Below are 17405 nucleotides of genomic sequence, written 5' to 3'. Positions count from 1 at the left end.
ACCTTTTAGTCCGCCTACAACGCCCTGCCCCCGCGCGCCGCCATTCGGCTTCGCGCCAGAGGAATGCCTATGCTTTTGCCCATCCTGCTACTTTCTGCCGCCGGTTTCACCATTCTGACCACCGAATTTCTGATCGTCGGGCTGCTGCCCGGTCTCGCCCGTGACCTGGACGTCACCGTATCGCAGGCAGGATTGCTGGTTTCACTGTTCGCGTTCACCGTCGCGGCGACCGGCCCCCTGCTGACGGCCTTGATGGCCAACATGGAACGCAAGCGCCTGTTCATCGGCGTGCTGGCCTTGTTTGGCGTGTCCAACGCCGTGGCGGCCATGGCGCCGAACATCTGGGTCATGGCGGCGGCCCGTTTCGTGCCCGCGCTGGCGCTGCCGGTGTTCTGGTCGCTGGCCAGCGCCACGGCCGTGGAACTGGTGGGCCCGGCCCGTGCTGGCCGTGCGATTTCCATGGTCGCGTTCGGCATCGTCGCCGCCACCGTGTTCGGCATTCCCATTGGCGTGCTGATCTCGGACGCATTCGGTTGGCGCGCCGCGTTCTGGGTGCTGTCGGGCGTTGCCTTCGCCAAGGCGCTGTTGCTGCTGCTTGCCTTCCCCAGCACGCGCATCCGCGCCGACAGCGTCAAATTGGTCACGCAGCTGCGCATTCTTCGCAACCCGATCGTGCTGGGCCACGTGATGCTGTCGCTACTGGTGTTCACCGGCATGTTCACGGCCTATACGTATCTGGCCGACATGCTCGAACGCCTGGCCGGGTTCAATGGACAGATCGTCGGCTGGACGATGATGGCGTTTGGCGGCGTGGGGCTCATCGGCAATACGTTGGGCGGGCGCATAGTCGACCGCAGCCCGCTGGGCGCCACCGCGTTGTTTTCATCCATGATGGCGGCCGGCCTGGCCTTCGTGGCGCCCGTGATGCAATCGCACGGCCTGCTGGCAATCGCCCTGGGCATCTGGGGCATTGCGCAGGCGGCGTTGTTCATCGTGTGCCATGTGCGCCTGATGAAGGCGGCGCCGGAAGCGCCCGCCTTTGCCGCGTCCTTGAACATTTCGGGCGCCAACATCGGCATTGGCCTGGGCGCCGTGGTGGGTGGCAACGTCATCGACCACTACGGGCTGGCGTCGCTGGGTTGGGCCGCCTCCGTCATCGTGGCGATTTCGGTGGGATTGGCCCTTGTGCTGATGGCCGCGTCACGCCCCCGCGCGCCAGCCAAGACAGCCTGCGCCAACGCCGCCTGAACCCCTGCGCGTGCGCGCCGCGCCACGCCATGACGGGTGGCGCGCGGAAATGCAGCAGGCTATGACGTTTACCAGTACAATAGAAAGTTCTTGGGGCCGATCCGGATTCGACGTGGGTCGCGAAACAACTCAGGGCATGCCGAGCACCAGTTCGCTCGTTAAACCACTGGAAACACTACAAACGCCAACGACGAGCGTTTCGCTCTCGCCGCTTAAGCGGTGAGCCGCTGCACTGATCTGTCCTTGGGTCAGGTGGAGGAAGGCAACTTCCTAGGGGGGTAACCCTCGAACCACAGCAGCGACATTCACAAGGAATCGGTCTGCGCTGGGGTCACACGGCTCAGATTTAAATTACGTGAATCGCTTTGGTCCGGCCTGTCGGTTGGCTAAGTCCAAAGTTAAAACTAAATAAATCGACTACGCATGTAGAACTGATTGCAGAGGGCTTGCGGACGGGGGTTCAATTCCCCCCGGCTCCACCAAATTCCGCTTTATTGCACAGTGCTTTAGCAAATGGCCAACTCTTCGGAGTTGGCCATTTTTTTTGTGCGCGGCAAATGAAATATTCCAACCAAACGCCACGCAGAAGCTTTGCAATCCTTGACGCAGCTAGCCCCGACCAAGGCGCTTAATCGCGTTATCTTCTAAGCCCTTGTTGCCCGACCACGACATTTGCCCACGCAACTGTCGGTAACGCCGAGGCATCAAGAACGGAAATTCAAAACGATTCGCCATCAAGCCTGACCCTATTTTGTCTATGAGGCATTTCTTGCCTCCTCGCAATACGTGACTGAAAGTGCCGTTGATCTTGCTCAGATCCGAAATAATCCGTCACATATTACGAATACTTTCAAGACATAATCAAACAAGGAAAAGCCGCCGGCGTCTGTGAGGTCACTCTTGCGATGAAAGTCCTTTCCATTTTCGGCACCCGCCCCGAGGCCATCAAGATGGCGCCGTTGGTGACCGCGCTTCAGCAGGAGCCGCAAATCCAGAGCGTGGTTTGCGTGACGGGGCAGCATCGGGAAATGCTGGACCAGGTGTTGACGCTGTTTGATCTGCGCGCCCAGCATGACCTGGACATCATGGTTCCCAATCAAACATTGAACGGACTGTATGCGCGGCTGATCAGCCGGGTGGACAGCGTGCTTGAGGCCGAACAGCCTGACTGCGTGCTGGTGCACGGAGATACGAGCACCGCGTCCGCCTGCGCGTTGGCCTCATTCCACCGCCGTGTGCGCATTGGCCACGTCGAAGCCGGCTTGCGCACGGGCAATCTGGCGATGCCCTTTCCCGAAGAAATGAACCGGCGCGTCGTGGACGCGGTGGGCGACTGGCTGTTCGCCCCCACGGCGGAGTCACGCGCCAATCTGATGCGCGAAAACCTGGCGGGCCGGATCACCATTACCGGCAACACCGTGATCGACGCGCTGGCGATGACTTGCGCCAAGCTTGAGCCGCAAGGCGCGCTGGCGCAGCAGCTCGAAGCCCGATACCAATGGATCGACCCGTCGCGGCGCCTGCTGCTGGTCACGGGCCATCGGCGCGAGAGCTTTGGCGATGGCTTCAAGCACATCTGCGCCGCGCTGGCTGAACTCGCGCAACGCGAAGACCTGCAAATCGTTTATCCCGTGCATTTGAATCCGCAGGTGCGCAATGTAGTGATGACGGAACTGGCCGGCTTGTCGAACGTGCATCTGATTGATCCCCTGGATTACCTGGACTTCGTCTGGTTCATGCAGCGCGCCTATCTCATCCTGACCGACTCGGGCGGGGTGCAGGAAGAAGCGCCGTACCTGGGCAAGCCTGTGCTGGTGATGCGCGACGTCACCGAGCGCCCCGAGGCCGTGCAAGCCGGAACGGTGGCGTTGGTCGGCACCGACACGCGGCGCATCGTCACCGAAGTGACCCGCTTGCTGGACAACCCTGACCTTCATTCGTCGTTCTCACGACGCATCAATCCTTATGGCGACGGCCGCGCCAGCCAACGCATCGTGGACGCGCTGTGCGGCCGCGCCGTGTCGGAGTTTGATCCTTACGGATCAGCTGCCGCCCCATCCGCCTGAMGCCCCCTGCGACGTAATTCTGCCCGGAGCCCCCATGCCCCACCCTGCCCTGCCCAACCCCGTTGCCCGTACCTTATGCCGTGCCTTGATGGCCGCCGGCCTGCTGCTTCCGTTGACGGCGATGGCCAGCCCCGCTGGAGACGCGCTGCGCCGCCTGCAAAGCGACGACTGGGTGACGCGCAACACCACGCTGCAAGATCTGGGTATCAGTGAACCCGTCGTGCTTAGCAATAGCGACGCCCGGCAAGACTTCTACTTGCCCGTGCCGCGTGGCGTGCCCATTTCGGACGCCACCGTGAACTTTGACGCCAAGTACACCAAGGGCGAGCCGGGGCGGACCAGCATGGTGCTGTGGCTGGACGGCGTGCCGCAATCGGCCCAGCGCATTGCCGATGGCGACGGCACCGTTACGCGTAATCTGGCGGTTGAGCGCCGCAGCCGCGAGTCGGGCTTCCTGCGCCTGGGGGTGGATTGGCAATCGGAAATCGCATTGCGCCACTGCGAAAGCAATCGCGCCACGGCAAACGCCCTGACCATTTCGCCCCAAACCCGGCTGAGCTACCGCTACGACGCCTCGGCCATCGGCAACCTGGACGACGCGTGGGGCACGCTGCCCGGCAAGCCCGTGCTGATGGTCGCCAGCAACAAACTGGGCCAGCAGGCTTTCGATAGCGCATGGCGCATCGGCGTGGCCATGGAGCGCACGGGCAAGCGCGTGTCGGTGCGTGCATTCCCGTCGGTGGGAGACGAGGTCGATACGCGCGGCCTGCAAACGCCGGCGGGCCTGGAACAGGTCTCCGCATTTGCAGCCGTGGCGAATCAAGAGAAGCACAAGCTCGCCAGCCCCGCCGAGATCGGTGCGCTGCTGGTGTTGGGCGCCCCCGCCGTCAGTGGCGACGTGGTGATCGCCGACGCCTCGCTGCGCGCCCGCTACAACGAAGCGCTGGACGCCTTGCAGGCGCAGCTGGCGTCCGACGCCGATGCCGCCGACGCGTTCAAGGCATGGCGCCAGCAGCGCATGCCGCTGGCCGGCGCAGACCTGCCGTCCAAAGACATTCGGCTGCTGGCCCTGGGCCGGCAGGCCGTCATCGCTATCGCCGCCGATGCGGGCGCGCAAGGCGCGGGCGCCTTCGACACGGCCTGGCGCCGCATCCTGGTCACGCGCCAGGTCAACGTGAAGACCGCCACGCCGCCGCAGACTTTCGCGGATGGCGGCCTGCGCCTGACGGCGCTGGGCGGTTCCGCCGACAGCTTCGATGTGGTCGCGCGTGGCGACTGGAACACGACGTTCCCGCTGGCGGCCGTGTCCGCCGACGGCCGCATGCCCGGCGAGCTGGTGCTGGACCTGGCCGCCGCGCCCGGCGCATCGTCGACCCGGCCCGTGGCGTCGGTGTTCTGGAACGGCATTTTGTTGTCGGCCAAGCAACTGGACGCGGACGGCAAGCCCGAACGGTTGACGGCACGCGTGCCTGGCTATGCGCTGGGTGTCACCAACGCCGTGCGCGTGACGTTCCAGCGCCAGCCGGTCTCCGTGGACTGCAACGAGATTCCCCAAGGCTACCCGGTCAACGTATTACCGACGAGCTACGTGAAGCCCGAGCGCGCCGAACCCGACGGCACTTTCGTCGGCCTCTTGCCGCTGCTGGCAGGCTCGCCGCAACTGATCATCCCCGACAGCTATCTGGCCGACGCGCCCGACAACATCAAGCGCGTGATCGGCATCGCGTCCGCCAGCGGCATGTCGGTGACGCGCGCGGAATTGTCGGTGGCGCCGGCAGGCCAAGCCGTCAAACCGACCCGCCCGTTCCTGGCGATGGAAGTGGCCGTCGACGGCGCCAAGCCCATGGTCCAGGTCACCGACCGCAAGCAACTGAAGGTGGACGGCAAGGCCGCAACCTGGCTCGACATCTCTGGCCTGGATCACCTGAGCACCGCTGAAGTCGTCCGCGGCAGCGGGCAAGACGGCTTGTTGTGGCACACGCTGGGCCAGCATCCGGGCATGCTGGATGCGCCCTTCGTGCTGAACCGCGGCAATGTTGCCATCATCGGCGCAACGGGGCCGGTGGCGTGGATCGACAGCGCCAACCCCGACGCCAGCCACCCGCCCGGCGCAGGCGAAAGCGCCTTCTTTGAATGGCGCCGTTATATCTCGTGGAGCGTGCCGGCCATCAGCATCAGCATGCTGGTGCTGATCCTGATCCTGATCGTCGCCTTGCGGGTGAACCGCAGGAAGAACAAGGACAACAAGTAAACCGGAAGCGCCATGTCTTCGCTTTACTGGCCCTACTTCATCGCGGATTACTACCGCGGGCTGGAAGTCGTGACCGCCGTCGTGGGCGTGATCATCCTGCTCTCAAGCCTGGATGATCTGTTCATCGACGGCTGGTTCTGGCTGCGCGAGCTGAAGCGTTCCCTGACGGTCAAGCGCCGTTACGCGCCGCTTACCGCCGAGCAACTGCGCCAAAAGCCGGAGCAGCCGCTGGCCATCATGGTGCCCGCGTGGCTGGAGTACGACGTGATCTCGTCGATGCTCGAAACCATGGTGTCGACGCTGGAATACAAGAACTACATGATCTTCGTGGGCACGTATCAGAACGACCAGCGCACGATTGATGAAGTGGAGCGGATGCGGCGGCGCTATCGCCAGCTGGTGCGCGTGGAAGTGCCGCACGACGGGCCGACGTGCAAGGCGGATTGCCTGAACTGGATCGTGCAGGCCATCTTTGCGCAAAACGAAAAGCAGCCCGAGCCGTTTGCCGGCGTCATCCTGCATGACAGCGAAGACGTGCTGCACCCGCTGGAACTCAAGTACTACAACTACCTGCTGCCGCGTATCGACTTCATCCAGCTGCCGGTGACGTCGCTGGAGCGCCATTGGTATGAGCTGGTGGCGGGCACCTATATGGATGAGTTCGCCGAGTGGCACACGAAAGACCTGGTGGTGCGCGAAAGCCTGTCCAGGATGGTGCCGTCGGCGGGCGTGGGCACATGCTTTTCGCGCCATGCATTGGAATCGCTGGCCGCCGAAACCAACAACCAGCCCTTCAACACCGATACGCTGACGGAAGACTACGACATCGGCGCGCGCCTGGCCCAGCGCGGCATGAAGCAGATCTTCGGCAAGTTCCGCGTGGAATACGTCACGCGCCGGGACTCCTGGTTTGGTCTCGGGCCTGAAAAAATATCGACCATCCGCATGCCACTGGGCGTGCGTGAGTATTTTCCCAACACCTTCCGCACGGCCTATCGCCAGAAGGCGCGCTGGACCTTGGGTATTGGCTTGCAAGGTTGGCAGCAAGTGGGCTGGACGGGATCATTTGCCACCAAGTACCTGCTGTTTCGGGATCGCAAGGGGCTGGTCACGTCGTTCATCGCCATCCTTGCGTACGTGTTGCTGGCCAATTTCTTTCTGTTCTTCCTGGCCGATAAATTCGGCTGGTGGACGGTGTATTACCCGTCGTACTTCAAGCCGGGCGGCTGGCTGGTGACGCTGATGTGGATCAACGCCGTCGCGCTGCTGTTGCGCGTGGTGCAGCGCGCGTACTTCGTCGGCCACATGTATGGGTGGGAACACGCCATGCTGTCGATCCCGCGGATGATCGTGGGCAACTTCATCAACGCGATGGCGGCGGCACGCGCCTGGCGGCTGTTCATCGTGCATCTGATCACCGGCAAGCGTCTGGCCTGGGACAAGACCATGCATGACTTCCCCAGCACGGATCAGCTGTCGCAGCAGCGCAAGCGGCTGGGTGAATTGCTGCTGTCCTGGCAGGCCATCGATCAGGACACGCTGGCGCGGGCGCTTGAGATTCAAGCCCGCGAGAAAAAGCCGTTGGGCAAGATCCTGATGGAACAAGGCTGGCTGGATGAACGCACATTGAACGAAGCCATCGATTTTCAACAAGCGGGTGAAGCCGATGCGCCGCCCTCGCATTCCGAAGACAAACCCGCGACCACATGACTCCGCTGACCCGTACGCTCCTGTTGTCTGCCGCGCTGGCTAGCGTGTGGACCGCCGCGCCCGTGGCCGCGCTAGCGCAAACCCCATCGCAACCCCCAGCACAAACCCACGCGCCCGCCAACGCGGCCAAAGCGGAAGCGCCGCTGGAAGGCGCTGCCTGGCAGTTTGCCGACGAGGGCTACAAGAACTACGACGCAGGCAAATACGAGCTGGCGCAGCAGCAAGCGGAGTCCGCCATCGCGTTGCGGCCCGACGTTGAGCGGTTGCGCCTGCTGCTGATTTACTCGCTGCAAAAACAAGGCAAGCTGAAAGAGGCGGATCAGGCGGCGGCCGACGCCATCAAGAATGGGCTGGACACGCCGGCTTTGCGTCAGGCGCGCGCCAACCTACGCCCGCAAACCACCGCGCGTCCCGCGGCACGCGCTGCCGGTGGTGCTGCGAGTAGTGCTGCGGGTAGTGCCGCCACTTCGTCGGCCTACCAACGCGGCTTTCCCATCGCCACCCGCGCGTATGCCGACTACAACCGCGCCGACTACCAGGCGGCAGCGCGTGGCGCGGAACAAGCGTTCCGCATCGACCCCAAGCAAGGCGCGTGGGCCATGCTGTGGCTGGACGCCCTGGAAGCTCAGAACCTGTATGCCGAAGCCGAGGCCGCAGCGGACAAGGCCATTACGCTGGGCGCGCCCAACAAGAACGACCTGACCGCGCGGCGCCAGACGATGAAACGGCGCATGGCCGTGAAGCCGGCTGAAGAAGGCTATCAGGCGCTGATCGCCAACCGGCCGGGCGATGCCGTGCCGCTGGCGCGTCAGGCCGTGGCGTTAGCGCCCGACACCGCCAGCCATCGCTTGCTGCTGATGACGGCGCTGATGCTGGACAACCAGCTGGCGGCCGCCGAAGACGCCGCCACCGATGCTATGAAGCAGGACGACGAGAACACCGTGGCGCTGGTCATGCGCGGCTATCTGCGCCAACGCCAGGGCAAGACCGATCTGGCAAACCAGGACTTCGACGCCGCGCTCAAACAAGATTGGCTGGACGACGACCAGAAGCGCAACATCCGCCTGATTGCCGCCGACGCGTCGTTGGCGGCGGGCGAGAACGCGCGCGCACTCGCGCTGGTTCAGCCCTTGGGCGCCAAGGGCGCCAAGGACGAGGCCGCCGACTCACGCATCCAGCGCGCGCGTTCCAAACCTGCCGTACCCGCCACCTTGACGCTGGCGAACTACCCGGCCCCCGTGCAAGATTGCCGCGACACGCCTTACGGCACCTCGTGCGAGCTGCTGCCGTCGGATGCGGCCGGCAGCGGCGGCCCTGCCGCGCTGGCCTATGCGGCCTACGCGCGCGAGGACTATCAAGAAGCCATCACCCAGGCGCGCAAAGCCGTCGAGCAAGACCCCGCCAACAAAGAACTGCAACGCCTGCTTACCACCACCCTGGCGGCAGGCAACCGCCAGCAATTGGCCGAAGCCAATCAACGCATGAGCGACGCGCTGGCGGCGCAACCCGATGACCCCACGCTGTTGATGCAACGCGGCTATCTGCATCAACGCATGAAGCAGCCCAAGCTGGCGCTGCAAGATTTTCAAGCGGCCCGCGCCACCGGCAAGGCTCCGCCTACGGTCATTCTGGACGAGGGCTATGCGTTGTCTGGCGTCGGCGACAAGCGCGGCGCGGTCGAAAAACTGAAGCAAGCCATCGATGAAGCGGATGCCGGAAAACTGGAACTGACGCCGCAGCAGCGCTTTGACACGCGCAATGGCATCGGGGGCTTGTCGCGCGAATGGGGCGGCTATTTCTCGGCCGGCTATCGCGGCGCGCGGCCCGCGTCGTCGGGGCTGGGCGGCGCTGCGGTCACCGTACCGGGTGACGCCGTGTTCAGCACCGCCGAAATTTTCTGGCGCCCGTCGGATTTCCTGAACTCGTCCACGCAGACCTTCGAGCTGTACGGCCGCTTGTCCAACACGCTGTATGACAAGGGCGGCAAGACGACGAGCCAGACGGTGTCTGATCCTTGCGGCGGCAGCATCGACATCAACGAAGCCACCAACCAGGGGCTGGCGGGCATTCCCACCACGGTGGGTTCGTTGGGCATGCGCTTCACGCCGTCTACCGAAGTGGGCCTGACCTTTGGCCTGGAACGCCAGTTCAACCTGGGCACCGCCACGCGGCGCGGCACGTTCAGCCCCGACCCATCCCGCTTGCGCTGCGCGCTGAACCGCGACAACGAGACGGCCCACTACCAAACCGATGCCGGCAGCGGCGGCTGGCTGGCGTATGTCACGTATGGCTTTTACGAAGGCACCACGCTGCGCATCGACCGCCCCGACTGGTTCACGATGGAAGGCTATGTGCAAGCCGGCTATTCGTGGCAGGACATGAATGCCAAGCTCTGGATGCGCGACAACGCCACGGGCGTAGACGGGGAAAAATCTTCGGGCAAGCTCAAGCGTGACCAGGCCTTCGGCGCCGGAGAATTACGCGTGGGCCGCAGCTACCGCGTGGACGCCATCAGCGACCGCCTGGTGTTCTTCCCGTACGCCGTGATCGGCGCGGACTGGCTGTCGAACCGCAACCGCGTATCGGGGTTGGACATCGACGGCACCGATTCCTACAACCTGCTGGGCAACGGCTCATCGTGGTCCATGGGCGCGGGCCCCGGCTTCAACATCCGTTACTGGTTCCGCGAAGACCACTACAACGCGCCCCGGTCGTATCTGGACCTGACCACGCAGTATCGATTCAACATTGGCGGCGGCGCGGCTGACCGGGCCCGGGGCCTGTTCATCAACCTGACCCTGTCGTACTGACCACTCGCCAAACCGCAGCGAAAGGAGCTTCATGAAAATCACCTTACCTTTTTCCCGCCGCATGGCGCTTGGGTTTTCCGCCGCGCTGCTGGCCGTGGCCGCCCACGCGCAAGAAGGCTCGTCCATCGTGATCCAGGGCAAAGATAACTGGCTCTTTCCGGGCTGGGGCAGCCTGACCCAAGTCGATACGCGCGGCATCGACGCCGCGACGCAACTGGTGCGCGAGACCCGCGATGCGCTGGCGGCCAAGGGCATTCAGCTGGAAGTGCTGGTGCTGCCCGACAAGACCCTTTTCTATCAAGACAAGCTGCCCGATGGAAAGTCGCTGAGCGCGGACGTGAAGAAGCGCTATCAGACCATTCAAGACAAGCTCAAGCAGGCGGGCGTGTCGACATTTGATGACGAAGCCGTGCTCAAGCGGGTGAAGGACGGCGGACAAGACGTGTTCTATCGCACCGACCAGCATTGGACGCAGGCAGCGGCCGACGCCACTGCCGAGGCGCTCGCGCAGCGCATCAAGCAAGATGTGAAGGCGCTGGCGGGCAAACCGGGCACCGGCATGCCGCTGGGCAGCGTCGTGAATGAACGCCGCTATGGCGATCTGGCCGAACTGTTCCTGACGCCGGACCAGCGCAAACAAGCGGGCCGCGAAACCTTCACCGTGCGCCGCCAGGCCGACAACCAAAGCCTGCTGGACGATGCGCCCGCCCCCGTCCACGTGACGGGCCACAGCATGGTGCAGCCGTACTTCGGCTTTCCGCAAAAGCTGTCCAACGCGCTGGACCGCCCCGTGTCCGTGAACTGGAAGCCCGGCAACGTTGGCCACTGGATCATGCTGCTGGAATACCTGGAGTCGCCCGCGTTCAAGCAGAACAAGCCGCAGGTGCTGGTCTGGCAGATGTTTGAGCCGACGTATTCGCAAGGGCCTGACGCCAAGGGGCTGTGGGACAACGCGTCCATCATGAGCGCCGACACGTGGCGCAGCCGCATGAAGGCGGCCGTCGGGCAGGCTGCCTCCCAATAACGCCGTGGAACCGTCCGACATCAAGCCTGCCCCGCCCAGCCATCGGCTGCACGCGGCCGTCGTCGCCGTGTTGCTGGCGCTGGGCATGGGCTGGGGCGCGTGGTGCCTCGTCAAAGCCCAGATCAGCCCAGCCGAGGTCGCCCCGCCCGCGTGGGTGGATGGGTCAGCGGGCAGCGTCTTGAACAAGGCGCTGCACATACCCATGCAGACGGAGCTCGACACGTGGAACGCGTCGTTGCGGTATCGCGCGCTGGGCGACTTGGGCGATCAAGTCGCCATGGGTTGCCCGCAGTGGCTGTTCTACCGCGACGGGCTGCGTCCGCCGCCAGGCGTTCATGTCTTCAATGAACGCCTGCGGCTGATGCGGCATTGGGTGAATGAACTGCGTCAGAAGCAGGTGCAGGTGCTGGTGGTGGCGGTGCCGGATAAATCGCGCATCGAAGCCGACCGGCTCTGCGGCCTGCCGGTATCGCTGCCGATGCGCCAGACGCTGGACGCCTGGCAGAACGCGCTGCGCGAGCAAGGCGTGCCTTTCGTGGACTTGCGAGACGCGCTGCAAGCCGCGCCCGCCCCCCGCTTTTTCCGCACCGACGTCCACCTGAACGCGCAAGGCGCACAAGCCGCCGCCACACGCGTGGCCGAAGCCGCCTTGCCCCTGCTGCAAGGCCCCGGCAATCAAGCATTCAAGACCGACCCTCCCGCCCCGCCCGCGCCACGCATGGGCGACTTGATCGTGCTGGCCGGCCTGGAACATGCGCGGCCCGGCTGGCGTCCCGAGCTGGAAGTGGTGTCGGAACAAAAGATCGAACCCGTGCGCGCAGGCGGCCTGCTGGATGAAGCGCCGCCGGTGCAAGTGCTGCTGGCGGGCACCTCGAACGGCCGCCGCAGCCAGTTTGCCGAAAGGCTGGGCATGGGCCTGGGCCGCGAGGTCTGGAACATGAGCCTGGATGGCGGGCAGTTCTCGGGCGCGTTGCAGATTGCCTTGCAGCAGCGTGAGCGATGGCCCAAGAGCCTGAAGCTGCTGATCTGGGAGTTCTCGGAAAACGCCTTGTCCCTGCCGCTGACCGCGGACGAAAAAGCCGTGCTGGCCCGCCTGCCGTAGCGAACCAAGATGCTATTCAATTCCTACCTGTTCCTGCTGATCTTCCTGCCCGTCACGCTGGCCGTGTACTACGCGGTAGGCCCGCTGAACGTGCGCCTGGCGGCGCTGTGGCTGTGCCTGACATCCCTGGTGTTCTATGGCTGGTGGAACCCGCAGTTCGTGGTGCTGCTGGCCGGGTCCATTGCGTTCAACTACCTCATCAGCCAGCTGATCCTGCACAACACGGCGCGGCCGAAATTGCAGGGGATGATCGTCGCGTTCGGCGTGGGCGCCGACCTGGTGCTGTTGTTCCACTACAAGTACTTCGCTACGCTGCTGAACTTCCTGACCGACTTGGGCGTCACCAGCACGACGATGGACGACATCATCCTGCCGCTGGGTATTTCTTTCTTCACGTTCACGCAGATCGGCTACCTGCTCGACTGCAAGGCGGGCGTGGTGAAGGAACGCAGCCTGCTCAGCTATGTGTTGTTCGTGACGTTCTTTCCGCACCTGATCGCCGGCCCGATCCTGCATCACAAAGAAATGATGCCGCAGTTCGCACAGCCGGAAAACTACCGCTTCAAGGCCGAAAACCTGTCGGTGGGCGCGATGCTGTTCGTCATCGGCCTGGCCAAGAAAGTGCTGTTGGCCGACGGCATCGCGCCCTATGCCGACGCGGGTTTCGCCGCACCGGGCGAACTGATGTTCTGGGGCTCGTGGGGCGCCAGCGTCTGCTACGCCTTGCAGCTGTATTTTGATTTCTCGGGCTATTCGGACATGGCGCTGGGCCTGGCCAAAATGTTTGGCATCCGCTTCCCGCTGAATTTCAATTCGCCCTACAAAGCCAGCAGCATCATCGACTTCTGGGCGCGCTGGCACATCACACTGACGCGCTACATCACGGCATATCTGTACTACCCGGTGGCGATGGCGGTGTCGACATGGCGCACAGACCGCAACCTGCCCGTGGGCTCCGCAGGCATCCGCACCCCCGGCGGATTCGCCAGCAGCATCGTGGTGCCCACGCTGTTCACGATGACGCTGGCCGGCGTGTGGCACGGCGCGGGCTTTCAGTTCATTGTGTTCGGCCTGCTGCACGCCATGTACCTGTCGGTGAACCATGCGTGGCGCATTTTCGTGGTGGGCCGCAAGCCGGCCGCGGCGCGCCAGGTGGGCGTGATCAAACGCGCAACCTGCATTCTGCTGACGTTCGTGGCCGTGCTGGTGGCGCAGGCGTTTTTCCGCGCGCATGGCGTGGGCGACGCGATGCTGCTGATGCAGGGCATGGTGGGCGCACGCGGCATGGAATCACTGGACCTGTCCACGCATGTGGCGGGCCTGGCCTGGGGCGACGCGTGGCGCGTGATCGTGGGCCATCACATGCAATTGCTGTACACGATTGTGCTGCTGGGCATTGCCTGGTTCACGCCCAACGCGCACCAGATTCTGGGCCGCTATTCACCCGCGCTGTTCAAGCCGCAGGAAGCGCCGCGCGCGTTCATGCGGTGGCGCCCCAACACAGCGTGGCTTGTCGCCATGCTGGTGCTGCTGTTTCTTTGCCTGGTAAACCTGCACAAAGAAACCCGTTTCCTCTATTTCCAATTCTGACCGCCGCGCGGTCCCGGAGCATGCAATGGACATCAAGACCATCGAAACCAAGGTTGCCGACATGATCGAAGGCATCATCCTGACCAAGGTCGACCCCGACACCCTGCTGATCGATTCCGGGCTGGTGGATTCGCTGGCCGCCGTCGACTTGGCGCTGGCCGTCGAACGTGAATTCGGCTGCAAGATTCCGCCGACTGAAATCGACGTGCATCTGGAATCGGTGCACACGCTTGCCGCCTTCATCGCGGAGAACGGCCGCGCCTGAAGGCGCCCACACGCAGTCAGGAGAACGGCCGATGCGTTTCGATTTCAGCACCTACGACTTCACCGACATCACCACAAACGCCGACGCCGTGGCGGTGGTGGACGCGCAAGGCGCCATGACGTGGAGCGAATTGAAAGCCGCTACCAACGCCTGGATACTGTCGGCGGGCCAGGCTGGCCTGGCGGGCGGCCACGATGCCGCGCCGCTGGCAATATCCGGCCACAAGGAAGCGGCGTTTCTGGTGGCGATATTGGGATGCCTGCGGCTGGGCGTGCCGTTCGTGCCGGTGGACGTGATCAACCCGCCCGAGCGCATTGCGCGCATCGGCCAACTGGTCAATGCCGGGCTGCGCTATGACGCGCAAGCCGACATCTTCCTGCCCGCCAGCGCCGCGCCTGCGCCGCTGGCCGAAAAAGACCTGGCCTACGTCATGTTCACGTCGGGCAGCACGGGCGACCCAAAAGGCGTGCAGATCGGCCGCGAAAGCGTCATGCTGTTTGCCGGCTGGATTCGCGATTGCCTGAACCTGGGCGCGGCGCCCGCGTTCATGGACCAGATGCTGTTCAGTTTCGATTTCTCGCTGTTCAACTGGATCGGGGCGCTAGCGCTTGGCGGCACCTGCGTGCTGTGCCCGCGCGAGGTCATCGCCGAGCGTGACGCGTTCATCAAGTATCTGGCGGACACGCGCATCAACGTCTGGGCGTCTACGCCGTCGTTCGTGCGCCAACAGTTGTTCAACCCCGATTTCAATCACGTTCACCTGCCCGGCTTGCGCGTCTTCGTCTTCGGCGCCGAATCGCTGACGCCGCCGATGGCGGAAGAATTGTGGCAGCGCTTTCCGGATGCGCGCATCATCAATTCCTACGGGCCGACCGAAGCCACGTGCTCCACGACGTGGGTCGAAATCGACGCTGCCCTGCGCGCCGCCGCGCCGAATCCGTTTCCCATCGGCCACGCCAAACCCTATGCCGACGTGTTCATCGAGAACGGTGAAATCAGCATCGCAGGCGACCACGTCATGCGCGGCTACCTGAACCGCCCCGACCTGAACGCCACCCGCATGTTCACGCGCAATGGCAAACGCGGCTATCGCAGCGGGGATTTGGGCGAGATCGATAATCAAGGCCTGGTCACCTTCCGTGGCCGTATCGACGACCAGATCAAGCTGCACGGCTATCGCATCGAACTCGCCGAAATTGATGCCGCCATCGCCACACTGCCCGGCGTGCGCGCAGGCGCCACCGTTGCGCTGCGCCGCCCCGACGGCGCCATTGTGCGGCTGATCGGCTTTGTTGAACCGGCGGCTTCCGGCCCTGACGGCGTGCAGCCGCTGCCGCCAGACCTGCACGAGTGGAAAGCCGTGCTGGGCCGGCGTCTGCCGCCCTACATGATCCCGTCAGAACTCGTCGCCTGCCATCGCTTCCCGACGACCACCACGGACAAGGCAGATCGCAAACAGCTGGCGCGCCTGTACCTGGACGCCCGCCTCAGCAAAAAACCGGAGTCTTGAATCATGTTCATTCCTTCCCGCCTGGCGGTGGCCGTTGCGCTGACTGCACTTGCCGGCAACGCAGCCGCTGAAGGCGCGTTCGCGCAGTTGTATGCCGCCCGTCCGCCTGCCGGCTCGTCATTCGTGCGCATCGTGAACCCTGACGCAACGCCGTTGCGCGTGCAGATCGCCAACGGCCCGGCGCAGGAACCCGGCGCGGCCAAGCCCGCCACCACCTACGCCATCGTCAAAGGCAATCAGCCCTTCACCGTGCAGGTGGATGGCAAGCCCGCCGCCACATTGCAGGTCGCGCCTGACACCTTCAGCACGCTGATTCCGAAGCGCGATGGCGGCACGCTGACGTTCGCCGTTATCGACGACAGCAACGGCGCGCAGGACGCGCTGAAGGCGGAACTGCGCTTCTACAACCTGGCGGCCGATTGCGCGGCTGGGCAATTGAGCGTGAGCCCGTCCGGCCCCGTGCTGTTCCAGGACGTCAAACCCGGCGCCGCCGCCGCCCGCGCCATCAACCCGGTCAGCGCCACCTTGGCCACGGGCTGCGGCGCGGCGGTCTCGCCCCCGCAACCGCTGCCCGCGCTGCAACCCGGCGACCACTACAGCCTGTTCCTGACCGGCACCGCCGCCGCGCCCGTTCTACGCGGACAGGTCAGCGCCACGGACCCGTACAGCCGCTAAGGAGGCATCATGCGACGCGTATTCCGGGATGACCACGAACTGTTCCGCGACCAAGTGCGGCGCTTTGTCGCCAGCGAAATCGCGCCCCACTACGCCGAATGGGAAAAGGCCGGCGTCACCCCGCGCGCGCTGTGGAAGCGTGCCGGCGACGAAGGCCTGCTCAACTGCGCCCTGCCCGACCCTTACGGACTGGGCGGTGACTTCGGCCATTCCGCCGTCGTGATCGAGGAGCTGGCGCATGCCAATTTTCTGGGCATCGGCTTTTCAATTCATTCGGACATGGTGTCGCCCTATCTGCTGAACTTTGGCACCGATGCGCAGAAAGACCGCTGGCTGCCCGCCATGACGCGGGGTGACGTCATCGGCGCCATTGCGCTGACCGAACCCGGCGCGGGCAGCGATCTCAAAGCCATCCGCACGCGCGCGCGCCGCGATGGCGACAGCTACGTGCTGAGCGGCCAGAAAACGTTCATTACCAATGGCGTGAACGCCGGCCTGGCGATCGTGTTGGCCAGCACTGACCCTGACCTGGGAGCGCGCGGCTTGTCGTTGTTCTGCGTCGAGGAAAACCTGCCCGGCTACACCAAGGGCACCGCGCTGAACAAAATCGGCCAGCACAGCCAGGACACGTGCGAGCTGTACTTTGATGATGTCCGCGTGCCGGCGGATTGCCTGCTGGGCCAAGAGAACGCCGCCTTCGAATATATGACGCGTGAACTCGCCCGCGAACGGCTGGCAATTGCCTTGCGCGCGGCGGCCTCGGTGGAAGGCATGCTGGATGAAGCCGCGCAGTACACGCGCGACCGCAAGGTCTTCAGCCGCCGCGTCATCGACTACCAGAATACCCGCTTCAAACTGGCCAACGCGCGTGCGCAAACGACGATGCTGCGCGTGTTCCTGGACGATTGCCTGGCGCGGCAAATGGAAGGCGAACTGGACCCCACCACCGCCGCCATCGCCAAACTGAATGCCACCGAAATCCAGGGGCGCGTGCTGGACGACCTGCTGCAAATGTACGGCGGCTATGGGTATATGGCGGAGTACGGCATTGGCCGCGCCTGGGTGGACGCGCGCGCGTTGCGCATCTTTGGCGGCACCAGTGAAGTCATGCTGGAAATTATCGGCCGCAGCTTCAACTGAGCCGGGTGGGCGCG

General features: G+C 64.2%; 12 protein-coding genes and 1 other RNA gene. All 13 read left to right on the top strand.

The features are described from left to right. Positions 1-69 precede the first annotated feature (69 nt). The 13 genes from AC1DB0_RS06035 (at position 70) to AC1DB0_RS05975 (ending at position 17391) form a co-directional block, all read left to right on the top strand. Complete coding sequence (locus AC1DB0_RS06035) at positions 70-1248, top strand: MFS transporter (protein ID WP_476757654.1); 1179 nt, start codon at positions 70-72, stop codon at positions 1246-1248. 92 nt (positions 1249-1340) lie between these two features. Further along, positions 1341-1730, top strand: a transfer-messenger RNA (tmRNA) gene (gene ssrA / locus AC1DB0_RS06030). A 423-nt stretch (positions 1731-2153) separates the two neighbouring features. Then, positions 2154-3314, top strand: coding sequence for a non-hydrolyzing UDP-N-acetylglucosamine 2-epimerase (gene wecB / locus AC1DB0_RS06025; protein ID WP_476757655.1), 1161 nt, complete (start codon positions 2154-2156; stop codon positions 3312-3314). A 34-nt stretch (positions 3315-3348) separates the two neighbouring features. Then, on the top strand, positions 3349-5565 hold the full coding sequence (locus AC1DB0_RS06020; RefSeq protein WP_476757656.1) for a hypothetical protein: 2217 nt from the start codon (positions 3349-3351) through the stop codon (positions 5563-5565). Positions 5566-5577: 12 nt separating this feature from the next. Then, positions 5578-7275, top strand: a complete 1698-nt coding sequence (locus AC1DB0_RS06015) for a glycosyl transferase family protein (protein ID WP_175169666.1) — start codon at positions 5578-5580, stop codon at positions 7273-7275. Beyond that, positions 7272-10085, top strand: coding sequence for an NfrA family protein (locus AC1DB0_RS06010; protein ID WP_476757657.1), 2814 nt, complete (start codon positions 7272-7274; stop codon positions 10083-10085). Before AC1DB0_RS06015 ends, AC1DB0_RS06010 begins: the two co-directional genes overlap by 4 nt. A 31-nt stretch (positions 10086-10116) precedes the next feature. Then, entirely contained in the window at positions 10117-11109 is a 993-nt protein-coding gene (locus tag AC1DB0_RS06005; RefSeq protein ID WP_054423762.1) for an alginate O-acetyltransferase AlgX-related protein, read from the top strand. A 4-nt stretch (positions 11110-11113) separates the two neighbouring features. Beyond that, positions 11114-12211 (top strand): alginate O-acetyltransferase AlgX-related protein, encoded by a 1098-nt coding sequence (locus AC1DB0_RS06000; protein ID WP_476757658.1) that lies wholly within the window; start codon positions 11114-11116, stop codon positions 12209-12211. A gap of 9 nt (positions 12212-12220) precedes the next feature. Next, positions 12221-13801 carry an MBOAT family O-acyltransferase gene (locus AC1DB0_RS05995; protein ID WP_346552326.1) on the top strand — a complete coding sequence of 527 codons (1581 nt, stop codon included), beginning with the start codon at positions 12221-12223 and terminating at the stop codon, positions 13799-13801. Positions 13802-13826: 25 nt separating this feature from the next. Continuing rightward, positions 13827-14066: an acyl carrier protein gene (locus tag AC1DB0_RS05990; RefSeq protein WP_054423768.1), complete on the top strand. Its 240-nt coding sequence runs from the start codon at positions 13827-13829 to the stop codon at positions 14064-14066. A gap of 31 nt (positions 14067-14097) precedes the next feature. Next, positions 14098-15576 (top strand): AMP-binding protein, encoded by a 1479-nt coding sequence (locus tag AC1DB0_RS05985; RefSeq protein ID WP_476757659.1) that lies wholly within the window; start codon positions 14098-14100, stop codon positions 15574-15576. Between the two features lie 3 nt (positions 15577-15579). Next, the gene (locus AC1DB0_RS05980; protein WP_346552324.1) at positions 15580-16251 is read left to right on the top strand and encodes an alginate O-acetyltransferase AlgF; all 672 of its coding nucleotides are present in this window, start codon (positions 15580-15582) and stop codon (positions 16249-16251) included. A gap of 9 nt (positions 16252-16260) precedes the next feature. Continuing rightward, positions 16261-17391: an acyl-CoA dehydrogenase family protein gene (locus tag AC1DB0_RS05975; protein ID WP_175169661.1), complete on the top strand. Its 1131-nt coding sequence runs from the start codon at positions 16261-16263 to the stop codon at positions 17389-17391. The last annotated feature ends 14 nt before the right edge of the window (positions 17392-17405 follow it).

It is taken from the genome of Achromobacter sp. 10T422 (assembly GCF_056394065.1).
Note: the sequence above shows the minus strand (reverse complement) of the source record. Positions and strands in the feature narration are given on the sequence as shown.